22 protein-coding genes and 1 pseudogene are annotated in these 24,504 nt (G+C 67.2%); 19 read left to right on the top strand and 4 right to left on the bottom strand.

Translation table 11 applies throughout. The features are described from left to right. Positions 1-21 precede the first annotated feature (21 nt). The 7 genes and pseudogenes from EYZ64_RS14245 to EYZ64_RS14215 all read left to right on the top strand — a co-directional run bounded on the left by EYZ64_RS14245 (position 22) and on the right by EYZ64_RS14215 (position 7,151). Positions 22-846, top strand: coding sequence for a hypothetical protein (locus EYZ64_RS14245; RefSeq protein ID WP_135454062.1), 825 nt, complete (start codon positions 22-24; stop codon positions 844-846). A 6-nt stretch (positions 847-852) separates the two neighbouring features. Next, on the top strand, positions 853-2,034 hold the full coding sequence (locus tag EYZ64_RS14240; RefSeq protein WP_135454060.1) for a polyprenyl synthetase family protein: 1,182 nt from the start codon (positions 853-855) through the stop codon (positions 2,032-2,034). Beyond that, positions 2,031-2,486 carry a hypothetical protein gene (locus tag EYZ64_RS14235; protein ID WP_135454058.1) on the top strand — a complete coding sequence of 152 codons (456 nt, stop codon included), beginning with the start codon at positions 2,031-2,033 and terminating at the stop codon, positions 2,484-2,486. The genes EYZ64_RS14240 and EYZ64_RS14235 overlap by 4 nt, the downstream gene beginning before the upstream one ends. Then, a complete protein-coding gene (locus EYZ64_RS14230) occupies positions 2,483-2,749 on the top strand; it encodes a hypothetical protein (protein WP_135454056.1) in 267 nt (88 codons plus the stop codon). Before EYZ64_RS14235 ends, EYZ64_RS14230 begins: the two co-directional genes overlap by 4 nt. Further along, positions 2,746-3,768 carry a hypothetical protein gene (locus EYZ64_RS14225; RefSeq protein WP_135454054.1) on the top strand — a complete coding sequence of 341 codons (1,023 nt, stop codon included), beginning with the start codon at positions 2,746-2,748 and terminating at the stop codon, positions 3,766-3,768. Before EYZ64_RS14230 ends, EYZ64_RS14225 begins: the two co-directional genes overlap by 4 nt. Continuing rightward, a complete protein-coding gene (locus EYZ64_RS14220) occupies positions 3,761-4,165 on the top strand; it encodes an SCP-2 sterol transfer family protein (protein WP_135454052.1) in 405 nt (134 codons plus the stop codon). The genes EYZ64_RS14225 and EYZ64_RS14220 overlap by 8 nt, the downstream gene beginning before the upstream one ends. After that, positions 4,162-7,151: pseudogene (locus EYZ64_RS14215) on the top strand (FAD-dependent oxidoreductase). The gene EYZ64_RS14220 and the pseudogene EYZ64_RS14215 overlap by 4 nt, the downstream one beginning before the upstream one ends. Here the strand turns inward: EYZ64_RS14215 and aspS are convergent. Further along, entirely contained in the window at positions 7,148-8,953 is a 1,806-nt protein-coding gene (gene aspS, locus EYZ64_RS14210; RefSeq protein ID WP_135454050.1) for an aspartate--tRNA ligase, read from the bottom strand. The pseudogene EYZ64_RS14215 and the gene aspS sit on opposite strands and share 4 nt — an antisense overlap. A gap of 82 nt (positions 8,954-9,035) precedes the next feature. On the opposite strand from aspS, the gene EYZ64_RS14205 reads away from it, so the two are divergent. Further along, positions 9,036-9,932, top strand: a complete 897-nt coding sequence (locus tag EYZ64_RS14205) for an oxidoreductase (RefSeq protein WP_135454048.1) — start codon at positions 9,036-9,038, stop codon at positions 9,930-9,932. A 36-nt stretch (positions 9,933-9,968) separates the two neighbouring features. Next, positions 9,969-10,472 carry an SRPBCC family protein gene (locus EYZ64_RS14200; RefSeq protein ID WP_135454046.1) on the top strand — a complete coding sequence of 168 codons (504 nt, stop codon included), beginning with the start codon at positions 9,969-9,971 and terminating at the stop codon, positions 10,470-10,472. A gap of 4 nt (positions 10,473-10,476) precedes the next feature. Here EYZ64_RS14200 and EYZ64_RS14195 read toward each other — a convergent pair whose 3' ends face one another. Then, complete coding sequence (locus EYZ64_RS14195) at positions 10,477-11,952, bottom strand: carboxylesterase/lipase family protein (protein ID WP_135454044.1); 1,476 nt, start codon at positions 11,950-11,952, stop codon at positions 10,477-10,479. A 74-nt stretch (positions 11,953-12,026) separates the two neighbouring features. On the opposite strand from EYZ64_RS14195, the gene ypfJ reads away from it, so the two are divergent. Genes ypfJ through EYZ64_RS14165 form a run of 6 tightly spaced genes read left to right on the top strand, consistent with a single transcriptional unit; the run spans position 12,027 to position 18,122 of the window. Continuing rightward, positions 12,027-12,920 carry a KPN_02809 family neutral zinc metallopeptidase gene (ypfJ, locus tag EYZ64_RS14190; protein ID WP_135454042.1) on the top strand — a complete coding sequence of 298 codons (894 nt, stop codon included), beginning with the start codon at positions 12,027-12,029 and terminating at the stop codon, positions 12,918-12,920. Continuing rightward, positions 12,913-14,547 carry a DUF885 domain-containing protein gene (locus EYZ64_RS14185; RefSeq protein ID WP_135454040.1) on the top strand — a complete coding sequence of 545 codons (1,635 nt, stop codon included), beginning with the start codon at positions 12,913-12,915 and terminating at the stop codon, positions 14,545-14,547. The genes ypfJ and EYZ64_RS14185 overlap by 8 nt, the downstream gene beginning before the upstream one ends. Positions 14,548-14,568: 21 nt before the next feature. After that, on the top strand, positions 14,569-15,096 hold the full coding sequence (locus EYZ64_RS14180; RefSeq protein WP_135454039.1) for a DinB family protein: 528 nt from the start codon (positions 14,569-14,571) through the stop codon (positions 15,094-15,096). A 55-nt stretch (positions 15,097-15,151) separates the two neighbouring features. Next, positions 15,152-15,739 (top strand): TetR/AcrR family transcriptional regulator, encoded by a 588-nt coding sequence (locus EYZ64_RS14175; protein WP_135454037.1) that lies wholly within the window; start codon positions 15,152-15,154, stop codon positions 15,737-15,739. Then, the gene (locus tag EYZ64_RS14170; RefSeq protein WP_135454035.1) at positions 15,739-17,298 is read left to right on the top strand and encodes a flavin-containing monooxygenase; all 1,560 of its coding nucleotides are present in this window, start codon (positions 15,739-15,741) and stop codon (positions 17,296-17,298) included. The genes EYZ64_RS14175 and EYZ64_RS14170 overlap by 1 nt, the downstream gene beginning before the upstream one ends. Then, complete coding sequence (locus EYZ64_RS14165) at positions 17,295-18,122, top strand: mycofactocin-coupled SDR family oxidoreductase (protein ID WP_135454033.1); 828 nt, start codon at positions 17,295-17,297, stop codon at positions 18,120-18,122. Before EYZ64_RS14170 ends, EYZ64_RS14165 begins: the two co-directional genes overlap by 4 nt. Before the next feature lie 14 nt (positions 18,123-18,136). On the opposite strand, the gene EYZ64_RS14160 is transcribed toward EYZ64_RS14165, so the two are convergent. Together EYZ64_RS14160 and EYZ64_RS14155 are read right to left on the bottom strand one after the other, a co-directional pair. Continuing rightward, a complete protein-coding gene (locus EYZ64_RS14160; RefSeq protein ID WP_135454032.1) occupies positions 18,137-19,027 on the bottom strand; it encodes an acyl-CoA thioesterase in 891 nt (296 codons plus the stop codon). A gap of 14 nt (positions 19,028-19,041) precedes the next feature. Next, complete coding sequence (locus EYZ64_RS14155; RefSeq protein WP_135454030.1) at positions 19,042-19,878, bottom strand: LLM class flavin-dependent oxidoreductase; 837 nt, start codon at positions 19,876-19,878, stop codon at positions 19,042-19,044. A 112-nt stretch (positions 19,879-19,990) separates the two neighbouring features. Here EYZ64_RS14155 and EYZ64_RS14150 point away from each other — a divergent pair, with 112 nt between their 5' ends. The 4 genes from EYZ64_RS14150 (at position 19,991) to EYZ64_RS14135 (ending at position 24,432) form a co-directional block, all read left to right on the top strand. Continuing rightward, a complete protein-coding gene (locus EYZ64_RS14150) occupies positions 19,991-20,629 on the top strand; it encodes a TetR/AcrR family transcriptional regulator (RefSeq protein ID WP_135454028.1) in 639 nt (212 codons plus the stop codon). Positions 20,630-20,741: 112 nt separating this feature from the next. Beyond that, positions 20,742-21,971 carry an amidohydrolase family protein gene (locus tag EYZ64_RS14145; RefSeq protein WP_135454026.1) on the top strand — a complete coding sequence of 410 codons (1,230 nt, stop codon included), beginning with the start codon at positions 20,742-20,744 and terminating at the stop codon, positions 21,969-21,971. 38 nt (positions 21,972-22,009) lie between these two features. Further along, positions 22,010-23,170 (top strand): acyl-CoA dehydrogenase family protein, encoded by a 1,161-nt coding sequence (locus tag EYZ64_RS14140; protein WP_135454023.1) that lies wholly within the window; start codon positions 22,010-22,012, stop codon positions 23,168-23,170. Then, the gene (locus EYZ64_RS14135; RefSeq protein ID WP_135454021.1) at positions 23,167-24,432 is read left to right on the top strand and encodes an acyl-CoA dehydrogenase family protein; all 1,266 of its coding nucleotides are present in this window, start codon (positions 23,167-23,169) and stop codon (positions 24,430-24,432) included. The genes EYZ64_RS14140 and EYZ64_RS14135 overlap by 4 nt, the downstream gene beginning before the upstream one ends. Positions 24,433-24,504 lie beyond the last annotated feature (72 nt).

The raw sequence follows: 24,504 nt of genomic DNA, 5'->3' as shown, positions 1-24,504 counted from the left end.
TCGGGGTCAGGGGGTCACCAAATGTATTTGACTACAGAACAATTGACCATCGCCAACCAGGCAGTCACCGAGACCTTCGAGCAGACGTGCATCGCCTGGCAGGCCATCCCCCATTGGAACACCTGTGACCCGGGCCAGCGCCGGGTACGCAACGACGTCGTCAACAATCCCGGCTTCTTACGAGTCCGCTCCCGGGAGGTCAGTTTCCAGGTCACCCTGGTCCAGACCACCGCGCCGACCCTCGATTCCCTGATCGACGAAGTGAACTGGGCTGCAACCAGACTCGCCCGCAGAGTGGACAACAGGGTCATCAGATCACTGCGCAACAATGCGTTCTACACATTCAACTTCGACGCCGCAACATCCCAAATCCTGTTGGACAACCTCATCGACGCCCGGGCAAAGATCGAGGATGCCGGTTACCGGTCCCCGTCGTGTCTCATCTCCGACACCCAGGGACTGAAGGAGCTCAGCGATCTGACTGCCGGCTATCCCGTCACCAATGAGCTGCTCGCCGCGGCACACGTCAACTCACTGCACCGCGCGTCACAGCTCAACAGGCAGATGGACGAGGTCGACAAGACCGGAGCGATCACGGGCAAGAAAAGGCCTGGCACCGTCATGGTGATGCTCGGCCGGCGCCAGCTCATCGCGCATGCAGGCGCCCCCGAGGCCTCACCGGGTGAGGAGCCGATAGACCTCGCCATCAGTGTGTTGCCGAGTCTCGAGGTACTCGGTGAGACCACGAACTCGCGGATCGAAATGGCCGTCCGAATCCGGTTCGCCCTGCGGATCAAGGAGAAGCGAAGTCTCGCGGCGTTGTACGGGAGGCCGGTCAAGAAGTGATCAGCCATGACCTCGACCCTTCCTGAGGCGCCCCCAGCGCACACCGAACCGAATCCACTCGACGCCTACCTTGCCCTGTGCAAGGAGGCCTGTGACGGCGAGATCACCAGGATCTACGGCAGCGGAACAGGATCCAGCGGTCTGCGGGAGTTGATCCTGGACTACCCGCGCCGCGGCGGGAAGGCGCTCCGGCCGGCGCTGAGCATCGCCGTCTGTCTGGGGCTCGGCGGCCATCTCGATGCCATCCTGCCCACCGCCGCGACACTAGAGCTCTACCACAACGCATTCCTCATCCATGACGACATCGAAGATGAATCATGGTGGCGGCGAGGCAAACCCGCTCTGCACATCGATCACGGCGTCCCGGTCGCGGTCAATGTCGGCGACGCCATGCTGTCACTGTCGCTGCAGCCGTTGCTGGACAACGTCGAGCGCATTGGATTGGGCCCCGCGCTGCGCATCCTTAAGGCCGTCGCGCACATGACCCGGCAGACCGTCGACGGCCAGGCGATCGAACTGGACTGGGTACGGACCAACACCTGGCGGCTCGACGACAGCGACTATCTCCGGATGGTGGAGCTCAAGACCAGCTGGTACTCGTTCATCACCCCACTGCAGGCCGGTGCCATCGCCGCCGGAACAGTCCCTGAGCACCTGACATCGCTGGAGCGTTTCGGCCGCCACCTCGGCGCCGCGTTCCAGATCACCGACGACCTGCTGAACCTGCGCGCCGCCCCCGAGGCCTACGGCAAGGAGATCGGTGGCGATCTCTGGGAGGGCAAACGAACCCTGATGCTGTTACACGCCCTGCGCGGCGCGGAACCGGCCGAACGAGAGCACGCCGTGCGCATCCTGGCCAAGCGGCGCCCCGGCGCTGAAGGCGAATCAGGGCTGACCGGCCTGCTCGATCGCCTCACCACCCGGGGCGAACTCTCCCGCACCGGCCACAGTGCGATCACGAAATTCCTTCATGCACAACACATCACCGAACCGAAAACCCTCGATGAAATTCACTGGCTCTTCGGTCTGCTGCACCGGACCGGATCGCTGACACACGCCAGGGACATCGCCGCCGAGCACGCCGGGCATGCCGCCGCGGTACTGACTGATCTCGACTGGCTGCCACCGAGCCACCATCGGCAGGCTCTCGCCGCCCTGGTCGACTATGTGCACGGGCGGACCCGATGAGTCCCGAAGTGCTGATCGGAATGCTCGCCGAGCTCGATCGGATCCGGGCTCTCACCCTCGACCTCACCGAGCGCCAGGCTCCACAGCTGCTGCCCGCCCCCGACGGTGCCTCACCAGCCGAGCGCACCGTCCACGAGCTGCTCGTGGGAGCCCGTCGCGCGGTTCTCGGCAATCCGGCGGCAGCCCGCGGGTTGCACGATCTCCTCGTCGCCGAGGGCCGGCGTTACGCGCGGAGCCCCGCGGGCGCGCGACTGCGCGACGCACTCATCGCCTCGGAGTCCGTGGAGAACCTTCGCCGCCTCTGGGAGACGGTGAGCCTCAACGTGCTCGACGGGCCGGCCGTATCCGACTCCGCTCCGACCGCATGGGCGGAGTTGCTCGCCGACGCCGTCATCGGACACGGGCTCGACGACGCGATACTGTCCCGCCTCCGTCCGGAGGGCTTCGCATGAGCCTCTCCGACCCCCGGGCGGCCCTGGCCGAGCAGAGCAGCTTCATCGAGTATCTGGTCGGTCTGGCGGCAGTGTCGCGCGCCATCCACGCCCTGGCCGGTGACGGCACGACACCCGTACCGCCCCGGCCCGCGGACGATTTCGTGCATGCGCTGCTGGGGCTGGCCAGCCTGGGGACTGCGATCGAGCGGCTGGCCGAATCCGCCACCGGACAAACCGCCGCGGCCCCGCCACCGGACAGCCCGAGGAGGTGGCTGCGATGACCGCAGTGCTCGCGGGCAGCGATTTCCTTCGCGCCCCTGTGCTCGCCGCGACGCACCCTGAAGCCTTCAAAGAGTGGCACCACTTCGTCATTCACGGGCCGGGCCGACACATCCTGATCAACTTCAGCCTCGCCGACGAGACAACCGCGACCGGACGTCATCACCTGGTGCCACGGGTGATCGTGATCGCCCACGACGACCGGTGGACCGGAGCTGTCGAACGGTTCGACAGCTCCGCGCTCGACGTGTCAGCCGACCTCGGCGACCTGACGATCGGCGGCAACCGGATGACGGTGGCCCCTGACGGCTACCGGGTGCTGATCGATCTCCCCGAGCAGGATATTCGGGGCGATCTCACCTTCGCACCGGTCAGCCGGCCGTTCGTGGTCAACAATCAGCCTGTCGGCGAGGGCCGGATGAACTGGCTGTTCGTGCCGCGACTGCGGGCCGCCGGACGGCTGTACATCGGCGGCCGCGAGCATCGCATCGAAGATGAACTCGCCTATCACGACCACAACTGGGGTCGCTTCCGGTGGGGTGACGACTTCGGCTGGGTCTGGGGCACCATCCTGCCCCGGGAATCCGGCGATCCGTGGTCGATGGTGTTCCTCCAGATGACCGACCGGCGTCGGTTGCACTACCTGTCCCAGGCGCTCTACGTGTGGCACCACGACGAGCCCGCCGCGATCTTCCGGCACGCCGCGGTCACCACCGAGCGCGTCGGCGTGCTGATGCGAGGGCCCGACTGCACCTTGCCACCCCCGATGCGGCTCGTCCTCGACGGTGCGGCGCCGGGGGTACCGGAGAAGTTCCGCATCGCTGCCGCGCGGGTCGACGACGAGGTACACGCCGAATTCCGGGTCGCTTCCTACGCGCGGCTCGCACAACCCAGCGAGCTCAGTCTCACCCGGTCGACGGTGCTCTGCGAAGCCAACGGCACCGCCACCGTGACCGGAAGAATCGGGGGCAGGCAGATCGACTTCGCCGGCGCGGGTGTATTCGAGTTCCTCTATGGCTGAACAGGTTTCGTCGCTGCTGCGGCGCTCGATCGAGCACCTCGCCGAGGAGGGGCCCGCCGGTTACCGGCTGCTCCTGCAACAGCTGGGGCCGCTGGTGGTCGAACTCGACGTGGACGGCGAGACCTTCGCACTGTCGGGTGGACACGAACTCCAGGTCACCGATGGCGGCGCGGACGCCCCCGCTGTGCGGATACGCACCTCCCGTTCCGCCATTCTCGACGTGCTGGATGCGACGGTCGGCCTCGGGGATGCCGTGGACACCGACAAGCTGTGCGTCCGAGGCACACTCGACGATGTACTGCGCGCACACGACACGCTTCTCGCCTACGTCCACGCCGCGGTCCGGGCGCCGGCACACCCGGCCCTGCTGAGAGCACTCCGCGCGGGTGCGCCATGACGTGCGTGTCGACGCCCGCGTCGTGCACCCCGCGCCCCACCGTCGTCGTTCTGGGCGCCGGAATCGCCGGCCTCACCGCGGCACATGAGCTGGCCGACCGCGGTTTCGACGTCACGGTGTACGAGCCGCGGGAGGACGAACGCAACGGATTCGACACCGCGACTCCCGGCAGCCATCCCCCGGTCAAGCTCGGCGGCCTTGCCGCATCCCAGTTCTCGACCATCGGCCCCGTCGGCGGCAGCCCGGCGGAACTGCGTCCGTTCCCGGGTCGCCGGGGCAATCCGTGTCCGCCCGAGTGCGCCGTCGCGGGTGAGCACGGCTTCCGCTTCTTCCCGGCCTACTATCTGCACATCTGGGATCTCTTCCAACGCATCCCGGTCTATCAGCGCACCGGTGCCGGCCAATGGCAGCCGACATCACGCACCGTCATGGACAACGTCCGGCGCGTCGTCACCCAGGGCACGACCGTCGACGGCAAACCCTCTCTGGTGTTCCCCCGCGAGCTGCCGCGCAGCCTTGCCGAATTCCTCGGCATTCTCCGCCAGCTCACCCAACTGGGTTTCACCGCAACCGATGTCGCAGCGTTCCAGGGCCGGCTCCTGCGCTACCTGGTGACCAGCCCGTTGCGCCGTGGTCGGGAATTGCAGAACCTGTCCTCCTACGACTTCTTCGTCGGGCGTGACAACGACACGACCGGCAGGCGGCTGTCCTACTCACCGAACTTCGAGGCGTTGCTGCGCGAAATGCCTCGCGTGCTGGCCGCATTCGACCCGCAGTGGGGTGACGCCCGCACGAATATCACCACCTATCTGCAGCTGTACCTGAACATGGACCGCCGCGACGACAAGGCCGACGGCGTGCTCAACGGCCCCACCACCGAGGCGTGGTTCGACAACTGGCATCGGCACCTCGTCGAGCTCGGGGTCCGTTTCGTCGCAGGGGCGGCCGCGCAGCTCACTGCGCCCGACATCGACCCGAGCCTGCCGGCGCACCTGAGGCCCCGGGTGCAGGTCGTGCTGACCGACGGCACCCGGCTGAACCCGGACTACACCGTGGTCGCCGTGGATGCCCCTGCAGCCGAACAGATCACGGCCGCCCTGCGGGTCGCCGGCACCGGTGGCACCGTCGCGGGCCTTGACGGCTTCACGACCTCCGCTCCGCCGCCGGACGGGCCGCTGCAATCGCAGCACACCCGGCCGCCGATCGCACGCGACCCTTGCCTCATGGACGAGATGGGACGCGTGCCCTGGGACCGGTTCCAGACCCTCAGTGGCATCCAGTTCTATTTCGACACGGAGTTCCAGCTGATCCGCGGGCACATGTACTACGCCGGGACCGAGTGGGCGCTGTCATCGATCAATCAGCACGGACTCTGGGAGAACCGACCCCGTCTTGCCCGCGACGGGTACGTCTCGGTGCTCTCGGTCGACATCGGGGATTTCAACGCGCCGTCCCGTCACCTGGTCGACGAGTTGGGACGCGGCAGGGCGGCCCGGGAGTGCACCGCCGACGAGATCGCCGCCGAAGTGTGGCGCCAGATCGTCACCGCCCTGACCAACGATGCCGACAACTCCGCGGAGGAATTGCTGCCCTGGCCCGTCTGGTTTGCGCTGGACCGGGGTCTGGTGATGGCCGACGGGCCGGGCCAGGGCAGGGGCCGGGTGGTCCGCAACGAAACCCCTTACCTGGTACCGATCATCGGGGACTGGGACAACCGGCCCGGTGGTGACCCGTGGAACCCGCACGGCACGTCGTGGAGCTTCGCTCCGACCGAGGAATGGTGGCTGCAGGACCTCGAGCAGCGCCATGTCTGGCAGGCCCGCCACGGCGGCTATCAGGTGCACCACAACTCGGTGGTCTTCGCCGGCACCTGGGCCAGGACATTCACCCGGATGACCTCGATGGAAGCCGCCTGCGAATCAGCCCGGCATGCCGTCAACGCCGTCCTCGATCACTACGTCTGGGTACGATCGGGCGGCCTTGACCGCCGCGAAAACACCACGCTCCCTTGGCTTTTCCCGTACGGGTTCCTCGATCAGGGGCTCTCCAGCCCGATCCGGATGCCTACGCCCGCCGGAGACTACTGCTACATATTCGACGTCGAGAACCGCGAACCCGCCGACACCCGGGCACTGCGCATCCTCGACTCCGAGTATTGCCAGCACTCACTTCCCCACCCGTTGGACACCATCGCCCCATCCGCTGTCCCAGCTCCGTCAGGAGGCCGACCATGACGTACCCACCCGACCACAACCAGCAGATCTACGCCTGTCTGCAGGCCTGGCGGCAGTTTCTGGAGCCGCTGACCGCCATGGCAGCCATGGCCGCCGGCATGGCGTACCCGGCTGGCCCGTGGACCGGGCCACCCACGTATCCCATGCCCGGTGCACCGAGCCTGCCGCCGTACCCGCCGACATACCCGGTACCGCCGCAGGCGCCCGCGGCACCGGCCGTCCAGCCCCCGGCCCAGATGCCGGCCGACTACGCACAGCAACTGTTCGGCTATCTGCAGGGCTGGCGACAGCAGCTCGAACAGATGACCGGCGCGCCACCTACGCCCCCGTCGTCGTACGGGAACGACGGGGGATCCCCGGGCCGCCGGCCGCTGCCGCCGGACGCGCCCGATGTCGGCAGAACGTCCCCACCGGCGGACGGCAGTCTCTACCCCAAGCAGGGCACGACAGCACCCGTCGAGCCGCCCAAGTACGCCATGGCGCCTGCCAACCCGGGCGGCAGTCTGATGCCCGGCGAGCAGCTCCAACGCGACAGCCTCAGGCAGGCGGCCGTGGTGGCGCGCGGACCGCAGATCGGCATGGCGCCGGTCGCCGAACTCGGTCGGGTGCGCCAACGTGACGTCACCGGCCCGCGCGTGACCAGCGCGCCGGTCGGGCGCACCGTCGCGGCGAACCCGGCGATCCAAACGGCACCACGGTCGAACTACGCCGCACTCACGAATCGCGCGCTGGGCAACGTCGAGAGCGGCTAAGCCTTCGACTCGGCCTCGGGCTTCGGCTCAGGCTTGGACTTCGACTCCGGCTTGGCGTCGATGCCCGATTCCTTGCGCTGCTGCGGGGTGATCGGCGCGGGAGCATCCGTCAGCGGGTCCACACCGCCGCCGGACTTGGGGAACGCGATGACCTCGCGAATCGAGTCCACCCCGGCCAGCAGCGCGGTGATGCGGTCCCAGCCGAAGGCGATTCCGCCGTGCGGCGGCGCCCCGAAGGCGAAGGCGTCCAACAGGAATCCGAACTTGTCCTGCGCCTCGTCGTGGTCGATGCCCATCATCGCGAACACCCGCTCCTGGATGTCGCGCCGGTGGATACGGATCGAGCCGCCGCCGATCTCGTTGCCGTTGCAGACGATGTCGTAGGCATCGGACAACGCGTTGCCGGGATCGGTGTCGAAGGTGCCCTCCGATTCGACCTTCGGCGCGGTGAAGGCGTGGTGCACGGCCGTCCAGGCACCCGAACCCACGGCCACATCGCCCGAGGCCGTCGCCACATCGGCGGGCTCGAACATCGGGAAATCCACCACCCAGGTGAATGCCCAGGCGGCCGGGTCGATCAGGTCCAGGCGCTTGGCGATCTCGATGCGGGTGGCGCCCAGCAGCGCCCGCGCCGTGCGGGCCGGGCCTGCCGCGAAGAACACGCAGTCACCGGGCTTGGCACCGACGTGGGCGGCCAGGCCGTCACGCTCGGCGTCGGTGAGGTTCTTGGCCACCGGGCCAGAGAGAGTGCCGTCCTCGCCGACCAGCACGTAGGCCAGGCCCTTGTGGCCACGCTGCTTGGCGAACTCCTGCCAGCCGTCGAGCGTGCGGCGCGGCTGCGACGCTCCGCCCTCCATCACGACCGCGCCCACGTACGGGGCCTGGAACACCCGGAACGGGGTGTCCTTGAAGTACTCGGTGCACTCGATGAGTTCGACGCTGAACCGCAGGTCGGGCTTGTCGGAACCGAACCGGCGCATCGCATCGGCGTAGCTGATGCGCGGCAACGGCAGCGGCAGTTCATAACCGATCGTCGACCAGACCGCCCGCAGGACCTGCTCGGCGATCGCCATGACATCGTCGGCGTCGACGAAGCTGAGCTCCATGTCCAGCTGGGTGAACTCGGGCTGCCGGTCGGCGCGGAAGTCCTCGTCGCGGTAGCAGCGCGCAATCTGGTAGTAGCGCTCCATGCCCGCCACCATGAGCAGCTGCTTGAACAGCTGCGGGCTCTGCGGCAGCGCGTAGAACGAGCCGGGCTGCAGACGCGCGGGCACCAGGAAGTCGCGGGCGCCCTCGGGCGTCGAGCGGGTCAGCGTCGGGGTCTCGATCTCGACGAAGTCGTGCTCGGACAGCACTCCACGGGCGGCCGCGTTCACCTTGGAGCGCAACCGGATTGCGTTGCCCGGGCCCTCACGGCGCAGATCCAGGTAGCGGTACTTGAGCCGGGCTTCCTCGCCGGCGGTCTCGTCGAGCTGGAACGGCAGCGGGGCACTCTCGGACAGCACGGTCAGCGAGGTGGCGTTCACCTCGATCTTGCCGGTCGCGATGTCGGGGTTCTCGTTGCCCTCCGGACGGACCTCGACCACGCCGGTGACGGCGACGCAGAACTCGGCGCGCAACCGGTGCGCGGCGGCGAGCACATCACCTTCACGGAACACCACCTGCGACACACCCGACGCGTCGCGCAGGTCGATGAAGATGACGCCGCCGTGATCACGGCGACGCGCGACCCATCCCGCCAAGGTGACCGTTTGACCGGCATCCGCGGCCCGCAATGAACCGGCGGCATGACTGCGCAGCACGAAAACTCCTGAATGTTGAGATCAGACGGGTGGTGACGAGTGACCAGTCTAGAGAGTCGCCTGCGGCGGTAACTTGGCAGCAGTGAACTCCCCCATCGCCGTCATCGGCCCGGGCGCCATCGGATCCACCGTCGCCGCGCTGCTACACGCCGCCGGCCGGACCGTCCTGCTGTGCGGACGGACCCCACGCGACGGCGTCGAGGTCCGGCCCGACGACGGGGATCCCATCCGGGTGCCGGGCCCGGTGCACACCGATCCGTCCTCGGTCGACGGCCCGCTCGACGTGGTGTTTCTCGCCGTCAAGGACACCCAGAACGCACAGGCAGCGGCCTGGCTGGACCGGTTGTGCGACGAGAAAACCGTGGTGTGCGCGCTGCAGAACGGTGTCGAGCAGGTCGAGCGGGTATCCGAGGTCAGCCGGTACACGGACGAGGCCCACGTCGTGCCGGCAGCGGTGTGGATCTCATCGGAGATGCAGCCCGGCGGCTGGGTGCGGTTGCGCAGCGAGGCCCGGTTGGTGCTGCCGGACACCCCGGCGGCGGCGACCGTGGCCGACACGGTGCGCGGTACCGGGATCGTCGTCGAACGCGATCCAGATTTCCGCAGCGCGGCCTGGCGCAAGCTGCTGGTCAACGCCGTGGTCGGGTTCATGGTGCTGGCCGACCGGCGCGCGGGGATGTTCCGCCGTGACGACGTGGCCGCGCTGGCGCGGCGCTATCTGACCGAGTGCCTGGCCGTGGCCCGCGCCGATGGCGCCGGCCTGGGTGACGAGGTGGTCGACGAGATCGTCGGCATGCTGGCCGCGGCGCCGGAGGACCTGACCACCTCGATGCTGACCGACCACCAGGCCGGCCGGCCTCTGGAGTGGGATATCCGCAACGGTGTCATCGCCCGCAAGGCGGCGGCGTACTGCCTGCCCACCCCGATCAGCGATGTCGTCGTCCCACTGCTGGCCGCGGCCGGCGACGGGCCGGGCTGACCCGCCACTAGACACTCTCCCCTAGGGTGTCTGGTCATGGCCCGGACCTATGAGTGTGAACGCGTCGAGTTGGACTTCATCGACCGTGCGCCGTTCCGCTTCGTCAGCACCGTCGACCTCGCCATCACGCCCGAGCAGCTGTTCGAGGTACTCAGCGACGCGACCTCCTGGCCACAGTGGGCCACCGTCATCACCAATGTGGAATGGACCAGCCCCGAACCCCGTGGTGTCGGCACCACCCGCACGGTCACGATGCGCGGGCACATCACCGGCGATGAGGAGTTCCTGGCGTGGGAACCCTTCTCCCACATGGCTTTCCGCTTCAACACCAGCACCTCGAACGCGATTTCGGCGTTTGCCGAGGACTACCGCGTCGTGGAGACGGCCGACGGCTGCCACCTGACCTGGGTGATGGCGATGAAGCCCAGCGGGCTCGCCGGGCGGCTCGGCATGACCATGGGTCAGCCGGTGATGGCATGGCTCTTCCAGCGGTTCCTGCACAACCTGCGCCGTTACAGCAACGAGCGATACGGCAAGTAGGGCGTCAGCCCAGCCCTTCCCACGCGACGCGTCGCGCCACGTCGGGATCGGCGACGGTCTCGTCGCGCGTGGAACGGATCACCCGGGTCAGGCGCTGCTCGACGTCGTACTGCGGCCAATCGGCGACCTCGGCCCGGGCGAAATCCAGCCAGGTGCGTTGCATCCGCCGACCCACCGACGGCTGGACGCGCCGGCCCAGCGGATGCAGCTTGCGCCCCAGATACGACCCGTAGCTGTGCTGGATGTGCACGATCTCGCTGCCGTGGGTGGCGCCAAGGCCCAATACCTTCAACGTCCAGGTGGTGTGGTCGAACCGGTACACGTGAGTCGGTGCGTGCCCACTGTAGGCATCGGCGAACGCCCAGGTCGGCGCCCCGAACATGACGTCGGAGCCGAACGCGATCAACGCCCGGCGGCGCGGGAGATCCGGATAGGCGGCCAATACCCGATCGCGATCGTGCGGGGTTCGGCGGCGCAGATAGTCCTCGACACCGGCCAACGTCGTCGGCAGCATCGGCGGCTTACCCCAGGCGAACATCGATGCCTCGTGGCTGTTGGTGCCGATGATCAACGGCACCGCGGACACCGCGCCCGCACGTGCGGCTTCGGTCGGGTGCAGCGGCAGCAGGTCGACACCGTGGGTCAGCCCGTAGGCCAACGTCGGTGTCTGCTGCGCACTCTCGAGCTGTAGCTGACCGGCCGCGCGGCGCAACTGACGCTGCGGCAGCACCTTGAGCGCCTCGGCGCCCACCCCGAGCAGTTGCATGAAACGCCGCGACTGGCGGGCCCGGTCTTCGCGATCGGCGATCAGCGGCAGCGCCGGACTCTGGGCGATGGCCCGGGCGAACAGACCGTCGGCCGCCGGGCTGGCCAACAGCGCCAACACCGATGTGGCCCCGGCCGATTCACCGAACACCGTCACCTGTTCGGGATCGCCGCCGAATGCCGCGATGTTGTCGCGCACCCACTGCAGCGCGGCGATCTGGTCGCGCAGGCACAGATTGTCGTCGAATCCCTCGCCCAGGTCACCGAGCTCGAATCCGCCAAACACGCCGAGCCGATACGTGACATTGACGACGACCACGTTGCCGTTGGCTGCCAGCCGCGAGCCGTTGTACAGCTGCAACTGGCCGGCGCCGTAGACGAACGCCCCGCCGGGGATCCACACCATCACCGGCAGCGATCCACCCGTATCGGGCGACCACACCGTGACCGTCAGGCAAGCCTCGTCGCGGACCTTGGGGTCGTCGCGGCCTCCCCCGACGAACGAACGCCCTTGTGGCGGCAACGGGCCGTGCTCGACGGCGTCGCGCACCCCGGTCCAGGGCACCACGGGCCGCGGCGCCAGGAAGCGCAGCGCGCCGATGGGCTGCTGGGCGTACTCGACACCCCGCCATACGCTGACCCCGCTTTCGCGGGTGCCGCGTAGCCGCCCCAGCGAGGTGTGGGCGATGGTCGCATGTTCCGCAACGACGGACACGTGTGAATCCTAATGTGGCAAGCTGAACGGGCTGTTGAGCACGCACCTACCGGCGAATGCGATGGAGTGACGCGATGACCTTCAACGAGGGTATGCAGATCGACACGAGCACCACCTCCAGTACCGGCGGTGGCCGTGGCCCCGGCCGTGGCATCGCGATCGGTGGAGGGATGGGCGGTCTGTTGATCGTGGTGCTCGCGTTGTTCCTCGGTGTGGACCCCGGCACCGTGATGCCTCAACAACAGCAGCAAATCGACACCAGCGGCGCCGGGGGCGAGGGATTCGATCTGAGCCAGTGCAAGACCGGCGCCGACGCCAACTCGAAGGTCGAATGCCGCGTGGTCGCCACCGGTAACTCCGTGGACGGCGTGTGGCAGCAACTGCTCAAGGGCTACACCCGCCCGCACGTGCGACTGTTCAAGGGTCAGGTCCAGACCGGCTGCGGTCCGGCCACCAGTGACGTCGGGCCGTTCTACTGCCCGGTGGACAAGACGGCCTACTTCGACACCGACTTCTTCCAGGTGCTCGTCGACCAGTTCGGTTCCAGCGGAGGCCCGCTCGCGCAGGAGTACGTGGTAGCCCACGAGTTCGGTCACCACGTGCAGGACCTCCTGGGGGTTCTCGGCCGGGCCCAGCGTGACCCTGAGGGCGCCAAGGGCGCGGGCGTGCGCACCGAACTGCAGGCCGACTGCTACGCCGGCGTGTGGGCGCACTACGCGTCGATCACCCGGCAGGAGGGCACCGACGTGCCGTTCCTGGAACCGCTGAGCGACAAGGACATCACCGACGCGTTGTCGGCGGCCTCCTCGGTGGGCGACGACCGGATCCAGAAGCAGGCCACCGGCCGGATCAACCCCGAGGCCTGGACCCACGGTTCCTCCGAGCAACGCCAGAAGTGGTTCACCATCGGATACCAGACCGGTGATCCGAACAAGTGCGACACCTTCGCCGCGAACAACCTTGGCTAGGGCCACCACCCCCGTCGACGCGGTAGCCGAGCGCTACCTGGACACCTATGCGCGCCTCGACCCGTGCGCAGCAACAGAACTGGGTATCACCGGACACGACGACGACGTCACCGACTACTCCCCGCAGGGAGTGACGGCACGCGCCGAGGCGGCCCGTGCCACCTTGCGGGAGCTCGTTGGGATCGAACCCGTCGACGACGTCGACGTGGTCACCGTGGCCGCACTGCGCGAGCGCCTCGGCGCGATCGTCGACGTGCACGATGCCGGCCTGGACCTGGGCGAGCTCAACGTCATCGCGTCGCCGCTGCAGACCATGCGTGACGTATTCGACCTGATGCCCACCGATACCGAGGATGATTGGGCGCTGATCGCCGCGAGGTTGGCGAAAGTACCCGAGCGGGCCGCAGGTTATGCGGACGCATTACGCGAAGCGTCCGGCACCGGCCACGCCCCCGCCCTGCGCCAGGTCACCCGCGGGGTCACCCAGTCCCGCCAGATCGCCCAGTTGTTCGCCGAGATGTGCACCGGCGCGGCGCCGGCAACCCCGCGACTTCAGGCGGAGTTGCAGCAGCGCAGCGACGCCGCGGCCGACGCCTACCGGCAATTGGGCGATGTGCTGCGTGAGGAGATCGCCCCACGGGCCCGTCAATCCGACGCCTGCGGGCGCGACGCCTACGGGCTCATGTCGCGGTTGTTCCTGGGTACCTCCGTCGATCTCGACGAAGCCTACGAGTGGGGTTTGGGGTTGCTCGATGCCGTTGTGGCCGAGCAGGAATCGATCGCCCAACAGCTCTATCCGGGTGCCACGGTCGCCGAGACGCTGCGCCGGCTCGACGAGGAGCCGCGATACGTCATCAGCGGTACGGACGCCCTGCAGGCCTGGATGCAGCAGCTCTCCGATCGCGCGGTGGAATCACTGGCCGGCACCCACTTCGACATCGAGGGGCCGCTTCGCACGCTTGAGTGCCGGATCGCGCCGACCCAGACCGGCGGCATCTACTACACCGGGCCGTCCGAGGACTGGTCGCGCCCCGGGCGCATGTGGTGGTCGGTACCGCCCGGGATCGAGCGATTCCACACCTGGCAGGAAACGACCACGGTCTTCCACGAAGGCGTCCCCGGCCACCATCTGCAGATCGGCCGCGCGGTGGCCCTGGCCGATCGGCTCAACCGGTGGCGGCGGCTGGGTTGTTGGGTGTCGGGCCACGGTGAGGGCTGGGCCCTGTACGCCGAGCGGTTGATGGCCGAGCTCGGCTGGCTCGACGATGCCGGCGACCGGATGGGAATGCTTGACGCGCAACGATTCCGCGCGGCCCGGGTGGTCCTCGACATCGGTGTGCACTGCGGCCTGACCGCGCCCGACGGTGAGGTGTGGGACGCCGAGCGGGCATGGAACTTCCTGACCTCACATTCGGCCATGGCCGAGGAGAACCTGCGCTTCGAGCTGGATCGCTATCTGGGCTGGCCGGGGCAGGCACCGTCGTACGCCATCGGGCAGCGGATCTGGCACGAACTGCGCGACGAGACCCTGCGCCGGGGATCGTCGTTGCGGGAATTCCACAGCCGCGCACTCGATCTGGGTGGACTGCCACTCGATGTGCTCAGATCGGCGTTGTCGTCCGGCTGACCGGTAACAGACACTGGTGTCATGGACCCCGCACTGGAACCCGACAACAAGGACTGGACCTGGGTACTGTCCCGCTGCTGCCCTGAGTGCGGGTTCGACCCGACGGTGGTGCACCGGAGCGAGGTGGCCGGCCGGATCCGCGACGATGCCGCACTGTGGGTGTCCCGCCTGCACCGCCCCGGGGTAGGTGTCCGGGCTCGTGCGGACCGCTGGTCGATTCTGGAATACGGCTGCCATATCCGTGACGTGCACCGGATCTTCGAGCACCGGGTGCAGTTGATGCTGACCGAGCACGATCCGCACTTCCCCAACTGGGATCAGGATGCCACCGCGATCGCCGACGACTACGGGTCGCAGGACCCGGGGACCGTCGCGACCGAGCTGTTCGAGGCGGCCGGGGTGGTCGCCGACACCTACGATCGCGTGCCGGCCGACGCCTGGTCGCGCCGCGGGTTGCGCAGCAATGGCAGCGAGTTCACCGTCGCGACGATCGCGATCTACCACCTGCACGACATCGTCCACCACGCGCACGACGTCGCGGAGATGTGAGTCCCACCGCGCTCAGCCATTGACCAGATTGAACACATATCGTTAATGTGTTCAAATGTCCGAGCCCGAGCGAACCGTGTCACCCGCACTGCTCGTTGCCACCGCGGAGACCCTGAGGCATTTGGGCCCAAGGCAATTCAGCCTTACCGCAGTAGCTGAGGCTGCCGGCGTATCCCGCGGCACCGTGCATAACGCGCTCGGCAGCCGCGACAACGCCATCAAGGTCGCGCTCGATCACCTGACGACGGCATTCATCGAGACCGTCGCCGCCGCGCTGGAGCACGAGACCTGCCTGACCGGTCAGGTCGCCGCCGCGGCGGGGGTCATCTGCGCGCACCGGCAGCAATCCGACTCGGTCATCGCCAGCGGATTCAACGAGAGCATCGTGGTGTTGCTGCTGCGCAATACCGGCGACGACTTGATGCGGCGCTCGATCGAGCTGTGGAAGCCGCGGGTGCGCGCGGCCCAGGAGCGCGGCGAGGTCGGTGCCGACATCGCACCGGCCCGGGCCAGCGAGTGGATCGTGCGAATGCTGATGAGCTTCGAACTTCTCCCACCCATCGGCGTGAACCTCGACAGTCCACGTGCGGTGAAACGATTCGTGTCCGACCACATCGTCGTCGGCCTGACCGGAAGGCAGTAATGAGCACGCCCGATTACGAGGTGGCGATCATCGGCGCCGGCCCCGGTGGCATCGCCACAGCACACATGTTGCGCCAGAAGGGTATCCGCGACTTCGTCATCATCGAACGCGGCAACGACTTCGGCGGCACCTGGCGCGACAACCACTACCCCGGCCTGGCCGTCGACATCCCCACCCTGTGGTACCAGCTGTCGTTCGCCCCCAACCCGAACTGGAGCAGGTTCTTCGCGCCCGGCCCGGAAATCGGCCGTTATCTGCAGGACACCGCCGCCGATCTCGGACTCTACGAACACCTGCGCCCCAACTCCGAGGTGATCCGCCAGCAGTGGGACGACACACACGGCTTGTGGCGATTGGAGATCCGCGACGGAGCGCCGGTGACCGCACGGTTCCTGGTCAGTTCCGTCGGCGGATACGTCAACGCCAAGAACACTGTCGACATCGAGGGCGTCGAAGACTTCACCGGAACCATCCTGCGCCCCAACGCCTGGGACGACAGCTATGACACCAGCGGCAAGCGCATCGCCGTGATCGGGACCGGATCATCCGGCGTCCAGATCACCGGCGCCCTGTCCGCGGAGGCCGCCAATCTCGATGTCTACCAGCGCACTCCGGCCTGGGTGCTGCCGAAGGTCGACTTCGACATCTCGCCGCGGATGCGCCGGTTGTTCCGGCTGCCCGGAGTGGTCCCAGCTGTCAATGCGGCGGGCCGGCTCGCCATGGACATCTTCATGGTGGCACCCATCATCCACGTGTTCTCCCGGCTGCCGGACAAATGGTTGCGCCGCTTCATGCCGCTCTACGATGGCTGGTCCCGGCTGCTGTACAAGCTGCTGCTGCGCGCTGTCGTCGACGACCCGGCGACCCGGCGAGAGTTGGTGCCGCGCTACGGCATCTTGGCCAAGCGGCCGGTGATCTCAAGCGCATTCCTGCCCGCGCTGAACAATCCGAACACCAACCTGATCACCACACCGATCGAGCGGATCACCACAACCGGGATTCGCACCGCCGACGGCGTCGACCACCCGGCCGACCTGCTGGTGCTGGCCACCGGCTACGAACTCTGGATCGACCCGGAGACCTACCGCCCGGACACGATCCTGGGCGCATGCGGTTTCGACCTCGCCCAGTACTACCGGGCGCACGGCCTGCAGAGCTACGCGGGCACGGCCCACCCGCGCCTGCCCAACCGCTGGGAGATCGTCGGCCCGCTCGGTTTCGTCGGATTCGCCTGGCTGGACTATGTCGAGACGGTCGCCGCACACGCCGTGCGGATCATCGATGAGACCCGCCACCGCGGCGCTCAGGTCGCCGCCGTCAGCCAGGACGCGTTCAACCTGTGGAACGAGCGGATGCGTCGCGACGGCCGCGTCGCGTACCTGTACTACACCGCGGCATCGGGCCTGAACACCTATTTCGTCAACTCCCAGAACGAAACCCCGTACTACCGGCCGCAGACCATCACCGGATCCCGGCAGTTCGCCCGGCACTCCCCGCTGTCCGACTACGAGTTCACCAATGTCCGCGTCTCCGCCCTACCCGAGGAGCAATCCGCATGAGCAACACCGATACCCCACTGGCCGGGCGCGTTGCCTACGTCACTGGTGCCGCCCGTGGGCAGGGCCGCTCGCATTGTGTGCGGCTGGCCCGCGCCGGCGCCGACATCGTCGCGCTGGACGCCTGCGCGCCGGTCGCCGAGCACAACGGGTATGCCGCCGCCACCCCGGAGGAGCTCGCCGAGACCGTGGCATTGGTCGAGGGTGAGGGACGCAAGATCCTGGCCCGCGAGGTCGATGTGCGCGACGCCGAGGGCCAACGCCGCCTGGTGGCCGATGCGGTCGAACAGTTCGGCCGGCTCGACATCGTCGTCGCCAATGCCGGTGTGCTCAACTGGGGCCGGTTGTGGGAGATTCCGGCACAGCAGTGGCAGGACATCATCGATGTGAATCTCACCGGGCTCTTCCACACCGTGCAGGCGGTGGTGCCTCCGATGATCGAAGCGGGCAACGGCGGTTCGATCATCGCGATCAGCTCGGCCGCGGGGATCAAGGCCGTTCCCGGCTGTGCGCACTACTGCGCCAGCAAGTTCGGTGTCGTCGGGCTCACCAATTCACTCGCTGTCGAGCTGGGCGAGTTCGGTATCCGGGTGAACTCGGTCCACCCCTACGGCACCGACACCCCGATGGGCAACGACCTGTCGATGTACAAAGTGCTGCAGGACCATCCGAACTACATCCACAGCTTCTCCCCCGGCGCGCTGCCGACGGATTCGCTCATCGCACCGGACAACATCTCCGACATCGTCGTGTGGCTGGCCAGCGATGCCTCGGCATTGGTCACCGCCGCCCAGATCCCGGCAGACAAGGGGTATCTCAAGATCTGAGCGGCGGCGCCGGTCTACAGCCGCGAGTGGGCCGAGATGGTGGTATCGGTGGTGCGCAGCGGCCGGATCAGCGCGTCCTGGCTGAACGACGCGATGAGCTCACCCTCTTCGGTGTGCACCGCGCCGCGCACGTACGACATGCCCGAGCCGACCTGGGTGCTCTCATGGCTGTAGAGCAGCCAGCCGTCCCAGCGGACCGGCTCGTGGAAACTCACCGTGACAGTCATCGGCGCGGTCGAGACGGTGAGATGAGCCTGGGCGGTACCGATGCCCTCGTGGGCCCGCATGGTGGTCGAAATACCCAGGTGCCCAGTGAAGTACGCGATCAGCGCCTTGGCCAGATCGTCACGGGCCGGCACCGGGTCATAGTGCAGCCAGGCGTACAGCTCGGGGGGACCGACCTCGTCGGGGCTGTTCACGTCCACCACGTCGACGAGCCGAAGCTCGCGGCCGATCATCGGCATGTGCGAGACGTTCGAATCGGCCGGGCCCGCGACCTCGGGCCGCGGCAGGTGATGGCGGATCACGTCACCGGACGGCACATCGGTGAACACCGTGATGGTGATGCAGCGCTTGCCGTTCTGCGACGCGGCGACCACCGCGGTGGCCGTGGACCGGCCTTCGCTGATCACATCGATGTCGAGTTCCACCGGCGGTCCGACCATCACCGCGCGGGCGAACACCGCGTGCACCGAGCGAATCGACTTGTCCGGAAACCGTTTGGCCGCTGCGACGATGGCTGCACCCACGATCTGGGTTCCTTCCACCACCTGACGCTCGTCGACACCGGCGATGCCGGTCTGCACGGTGAAGCGGTTCTCCCCCGCCGGTTCGGCGTCGAACAGGTCGAGCAGCATCTGCAGCGTCCACTGCGCCGGCTCGGCCTCTTTTGGTTCGGCTGTCATCGTCCTTGTTCCTTTCATGCATTGATGACTGTCTCGGCGAATTCCGAAATAGTTTGGGGTGCCGCGAAATCGGCGAACCACACGTAGAAGCGTTCGACCCCCTGGGCCGACAGCCCGGCGAAATGGGCGGTGAGTTCGGCAGCGTCACCGCACACCAGCCCGTCGCCGAGGTGCCCGAACAACCGGGTGCTGCGGTCGGTCACCGTCGAGCGGTCGGCGTCTCGACCCACGAAGCCGACCATCTGCTGTAGCGAGACCCGCGCCGAGCCCACCGTCGGCAGCAATGTGGGCAGTCTATCGAGCTGATGCGACGGGATGTTCCACCAGTCGGCATGAGTCCGTACCAGTTCCATCATGTGCTTGCCGGTTCCGCCCAGTACCAATGGAATTCGACGGGCCGGCCGCGGCGTCTGCGCTCGTTCGTCGTCACCGTCCCAGTACTGGTGCAGCAGCCGCAGATTCTCACCGAGCCTGCGTACCCGCGCCGCGGCGTCACCGGTCTCGATACCGAACCGCTCGAACTCCTGCGGCCACGAACCTGAGCCCAGGCCGAGCTCGAACCGGCCGCCGCTGGCTGCCGACAACGTGACGGCCTGTTTGGCCAGCACTGCCGGATGCCGGAAGGCGTCGCACAGCACCAGGTGGCCGATCTGGAGCCGCTCGGTGCGGGCCGCCACCCACGTGGCGACAGTCATTGCCTCCCAGATGTTCTGGTGCGTCGCGCCCGGGGCTTCCAGATGGTCGATGAACGCGATGCCGTCGAATCCACTGGCCTCGGCCACCCGCGCACGCTCCACGACGTCATCGACGTCCAGCCGTACCTGGGGCAGGAACAGGAACCACTCACTCACATCGCTGCTCCGCCCGCAGTCGATCCAACACAGTAATCACAAGCCGCCTATTGCTTCTACAGAACCGGTAACGTCATTCTCGCAAGTGCAGCATGACGGAGGTGATGGCGCAATGGTCAGGCCGGCCGAACGACCGTCCGACGGCGCACGCGCCGAGGCACAGGCGGACCGGGCCCGCCGCTTCATGAAATCGGCCCTGACCATCCTGGGCGAGACGGGACGCACCGACTTCACCGTGTTGGAGGTCGTGGAACGCTCCAAGACCTCATTGAGGTCGTTCTACCAGCACTTTTCCACCAAAGACGAGCTGCTGCTGGCCCTCATCGACAAGATCATGGCCGAGTCCACACAGCGCTGGCGCGCCGACACCGACGGGCTGCCCGGACCCGAAGCACTGCGGTCACTCATCGAGCGCATCACCATCCCTGCGTCGTCGAGCACCCAGGACAGCATCAACCGCGGCCTGACCTTCTACAACGACCATCTCGCCGAGTCGTTGCCCCGTGAGTACGCCCGGGTGCTGGCGCCGTTGCACGAGCTCATCGGCGACATCCTGCGACGCGGAATGGACTCGGGAGCCTTCCGTCCCGACATTGACATCCAGAGCACCGCGGCCCTGATCATGCAGTCCGTGCTGGGTGCGATGCGCCTGCGTTCACTCGGCGTGGAACTCAACGGAACGCCGATCGACGGCGAGCACATCTACGAGTTCTGCGTGCGCGGCCTACTGGCACCCGAATCTGCCACCTGAACAGCGCTTTTACGCGATTTTGAGCGATCGCCCGAATGGGCTCGTCGCCGCTGGTCATCACGTGGTAACGTCATTACCAGTTTCGAAAACAAGACTCTTCCAGGAGGCGAACATGCCGTCACGCGAGCTTCCCTATCCGGTGTTCGACGCCGACAACCACTTCTATGAGCCCAAGGAAGCGCTCACCAAATTCCTGCCCGAGCACCGCAAGGGCGTCATCGACTACATCGATGTGCACGGCCGCACGAAGATCGTGGTGCGCAACCACATCAGTGACTACATCCCGAACCCCACGTTCGAGGTCGTCGCCCGGCCCGGCGCCCAGGAGGAGTACTTCCGTCACGGCAGCGGCGGCAAGAGCTACCGCGAGGTGATGGGCAAGCCCATGAAGGCCATCCCGGCGTTCCGCAATCCCGAAGCGCGCCTTGAGGTTCTGGACAGCCTCGGCCTGGACTACACGATCATGTTCCCGACGTTGGCCAGCCTGGTCGAGGAGCGCCTGAAGGACGATCCGGACCTGATCCTCGACATCATTCACGCGCTCAACGAGTGGATGTACGAGACCTGGCAGTTCAACTACGAGGGCCGGATCTTCTCGACACCGGTCATCAACCTCGGCGTCGTCGACCGTGCGCTGGAGGAACTCGAGTGGTGTCTGGAACGCGGCGCCAAGACCGTGTTGGTCAGGCCCGCGCCGGTGCCCGGCTACCGCGGCAGCCGTTCGCTGGGTCTGCCCGAATTCGATCCGTTCTGGGATGCCTGCGTCAAAGCCGGTATCCCCGTGTGCATGCACGCCTCCGACAGCGGTTATTCCCAGTACCTCAACGATTGGGAGCCGGCCGAGGAGTTCACGCCCTTCAAGCCGACCTCGTTCCGGATGGTCGCGATGGGCAAGCGGCCGATCGAGGACACCATGGCCGCACTGGTCTGTCACGGTGCGCTGACCCGCAATCCGGATCTGCGCATCCTGTCGGTGGAGAACGGCGCCTCCTGGGTGCCGTACCTGTTCTATCAATTCAAGGACGTCTACTCGAAGATGCCGCAGGAGTTCCCCGAGGACCCGGTCGAGGCCTTCAAGCGTGCCATCTACGTCGCCCCGTTCTGGGAGGACGATTTCAAGAAGATGGCCGACCTGTGCGGTATCGACCGCATCATCTTCGGATCCGACTGGCCACACCCCGAGGGGCTGGCCGATCCGATCAACCTGGTCGACGACCTGCAGGCACATGGCCTCGACGAAGAGGGTGTCCGAAAGGTCATGGGCGGCAACCTGGTCGACCTGTTCAAGGTCGAGAACAAGAAGGTGTACCGGCCCGATGTCCCGGCGCTCGTCCTGAACTGATCCAGTCCTCCTCACACCCAAGAAGCTGGGCCGACTTTATGACCGATGTGGCAAATCCCGAACAGATGCTGTTCACCTCCACCGCGCAGGCCTTCCTGGAAAAGGAGGTGCCGCTGACCCGCGTGCGCCAGCTGCACGCCGAGGGAGTCGCGTTCGACTCCCAGTGGTGGGGCCGCGCAGCGGAATTGGGTTGGGCCAGCCTGCTGGTGCCCGAGGAGCTCGGCGGCGGCAGCCCGTCCGGGGACGGCGTCACCGACCTGGCGCTGCTCGCCGAGCAGGCCGGCCGCACGGTGGCGCCCGGCCCGTTGCACCCGGTCAGCATCGTGCTGGCCGGCCTGGTCGAAGCACCCAGCGGGCATGAGGAATTGATCGAGGCTCTGGTGTCCGGCGAGACCGTGGCGTCCTGGGCGGCCTATGAGCCCAACCGGCCGTTCGGGGCCCTGCAGTCCGCCACCGGCATCGGCACCACGGCAACCCGCACCGCATCGGGGTACCGGATCGACGGTGTCAAGGACCGCGTCGAAGCCGGCGACCAGAGCGGCACGGTGCTGGTGGTGGCCGTGTGCGACGGGCAGATCCGGCAGTTCGCCGTGCCCACCGATACGGCCGGGGTCACGGTCACCCCGCAGAAGTCGGTGGACCTGGTCAAGCGTTATGCCCGAGTGCAATTCGACGGCGTCGAGGTCGGCGAATCCGCCGCGGTGGGGTCCGCCGAGCAGACGCCGGCCATCATCGAACGCCAGCGCCAGGTGGCCCTGCTGCTGCAGTGCGCCGAGATCGTCGGAATCCTCGACGCGGTGCTCACGATGACCAATCAGTGGCTCGTCGACCGGCACAGCTTCGGTCGCCCGTTGGCCTCGTACCAGGCCCTCAAGCATCGCGCGGCCGACATGAAGATGTGGTTCGAAGCCGCGCGCGGCACCACGGCAGGTGCGGTGGCCGCGGTGGCCGAACGTTCCCCGGACGCACCGAAGCTCGTCAGCGTCGCGAAAGCCTATGTGGCCGAACGCGCTCCAGTGATGCTGCAGGACTGCGTGCAACTACACGGCGGCATCGGCGTGACCTGGGAACACGACCTGCATCTGTACCTGCGCAGGGTCTCCCTGTACCGAGCCATGTACGGCTCACCCGAAGACCACCATCGCGCGGTGTACGCGCTGAGCCGCAAGATCCGCGCAGCCGAGGAGGTTGGGGCATGACTGACACCGTGAGCACGACCGCCACGACTGAGTCTGCCGAAGAATTCGCCCTGCGCGCCCGGACCTGGCTGGCCGAGAACATGCCGTCCATCGATCCGGACAACCCCCCGTTCTCGGTGCGTGCCGAAACCGAATCCTGGGAGCGCGCAAAGGAACTGCAGAAGCGCCTCTTCGAAGGTGGATTCGCGGGCATCTGCTTTCCGCGCGAGTACGGCGGCCTGGGACTGGATTATGCGTACCAGAAGGCGTTCAACGACGAGTGCACCGCGTATGAGATGCCGCTGATCCTCAACACTCCCTCGTTCACCATCTGCGGCGCGACGATTCTCGACATGGGCAGCGAAAAGCAGAAGCGCGAGCGCATTTCAGCCGCGATCCGCGGTGACGAGGTGCTCTGCCAGTTGTTGTCCGAGCCCAGCGGCGGGTCGGACCTGGCCGGTGTGATCACCCGCGCAGAGCTGAAGGGCGACACGTGGATCATCAACGGCGCCAAGACCTGGAGCACCAGTGCATTTGCCGCCGACTACGGGTTGATGCTGGCCCGCACCGATTGGACCGTGCCCAAACACGAGGGCCTGACGATGTTCCTGGTGCCGCTGAACGCTCCGGGTATCACGATGCGCCGCATCACCGAGGTGAACGGTAACGAGGAGTTCTGCGAGGAGTTCTTCGATAACCTGGAGCTTCCCGCGGACGCCGTGGTGGGCGAGGTCAACGACGGCTGGACGGTCGCCTCGCGCCAGCTGCACCACGAACGTCGCGCTGTCGGGGGCGGATCCGAGTTCGCCAGCGGGACCGGGGCCGAGAACGCGAACGAGATGCCGCCGGATCACATCGCACTCGCCGAGGCCACCGGGCAGGGTGACGACGCCCGGGTCCAGGACCTGGCAGGCCGCGCCCTGGTGCGGCGCATCGTCAAGAAACAGCTCATCGACCACGTCGGCAGCGCCATCGCCAACGGCTCGCTGCCACCCAACGCGGGCACCCTGATCCGGCTGTTCCACGCCGAGACCACCGAACTCGAGGTCGACACCGCGTTGGCCATCGCAGGCACAGCAGGTGTGATCGACGAAGGTTCGGCAGATGTCCCCGGCCTGCTCGACATCGGGGTCCGCTACCTGTCTCGCCAGACAGGGTCGTTGGGCGGCGGCAGTTCGGAGATGGCACGCAATGTGATCGGCGAGCGGATCCTGGGCTTCCCACGCGAACACGCGGCCGACCGCGGCGTGCCGTTCAATGAGGTCAGGCGCAACAAGAGCTGACTGTCCTTCAGCACTGAGGCACGGTCGTGTCGACAGGTTTGCCGCGTACGGTGGGGACCAGTCAACGCAGGG

The sequence above is a fragment of the Mycobacterium sp. DL99 genome, from assembly GCF_004762045.1.
In the GTDB taxonomy this organism is placed as follows: domain Bacteria; phylum Actinomycetota; class Actinomycetes; order Mycobacteriales; family Mycobacteriaceae; genus Mycobacterium.
Note: the sequence above shows the minus strand (reverse complement) of the source record. Positions and strands in the feature narration are given on the sequence as shown.

Bases quoted from the DNA above. Each gene is read 5' to 3' on its own strand.
- EYZ64_RS14170 (WP_135454035.1), top strand. From the start codon at position 15,739: ATGAGCACGCCCGATTACGAGGTGGCGATCATCGGCGCCGGCCCCGGT.
- EYZ64_RS14135 (WP_135454021.1), top strand. From the start codon at position 23,167: ATGACTGACACCGTGAGCACGACCGCCACGACTGAGTCTGCCGAAGAA.
- EYZ64_RS14140 (WP_135454023.1), top strand. From the start codon at position 22,010: ATGACCGATGTGGCAAATCCCGAACAGATGCTGTTCACCTCCACCGCG.
- EYZ64_RS14220 (WP_135454052.1), top strand. From the start codon at position 3,761: ATGGCTGAACAGGTTTCGTCGCTGCTGCGGCGCTCGATCGAGCACCTC.
- EYZ64_RS14150 (WP_135454028.1), top strand. From the start codon at position 19,991: ATGGTCAGGCCGGCCGAACGACCGTCCGACGGCGCACGCGCCGAGGCA.
- EYZ64_RS14180 (WP_135454039.1), top strand. From the start codon at position 14,569: ATGGACCCCGCACTGGAACCCGACAACAAGGACTGGACCTGGGTACTG.
- EYZ64_RS14175 (WP_135454037.1), top strand. From the start codon at position 15,152: ATGTCCGAGCCCGAGCGAACCGTGTCACCCGCACTGCTCGTTGCCACC.
- EYZ64_RS14235 (WP_135454058.1), top strand. From the start codon at position 2,031: ATGAGTCCCGAAGTGCTGATCGGAATGCTCGCCGAGCTCGATCGGATC.
- EYZ64_RS14245 (WP_135454062.1), top strand. From the start codon at position 22: ATGTATTTGACTACAGAACAATTGACCATCGCCAACCAGGCAGTCACC.
- EYZ64_RS14160 (WP_135454032.1), bottom strand. From the start codon at position 19,027: ATGACAGCCGAACCAAAAGAGGCCGAGCCGGCGCAGTGGACGCTGCAG.
- EYZ64_RS14225 (WP_135454054.1), top strand. From the start codon at position 2,746: ATGACCGCAGTGCTCGCGGGCAGCGATTTCCTTCGCGCCCCTGTGCTC.
- EYZ64_RS14145 (WP_135454026.1), top strand. From the start codon at position 20,742: ATGCCGTCACGCGAGCTTCCCTATCCGGTGTTCGACGCCGACAACCAC.
- EYZ64_RS14240 (WP_135454060.1), top strand. From the start codon at position 853: ATGACCTCGACCCTTCCTGAGGCGCCCCCAGCGCACACCGAACCGAAT.
- ypfJ (WP_135454042.1), top strand. From the start codon at position 12,027: ATGACCTTCAACGAGGGTATGCAGATCGACACGAGCACCACCTCCAGT.
- EYZ64_RS14230 (WP_135454056.1), top strand. From the start codon at position 2,483: ATGAGCCTCTCCGACCCCCGGGCGGCCCTGGCCGAGCAGAGCAGCTTC.
- EYZ64_RS14200 (WP_135454046.1), top strand. From the start codon at position 9,969: ATGGCCCGGACCTATGAGTGTGAACGCGTCGAGTTGGACTTCATCGAC.
- EYZ64_RS14165 (WP_135454033.1), top strand. From the start codon at position 17,295: ATGAGCAACACCGATACCCCACTGGCCGGGCGCGTTGCCTACGTCACT.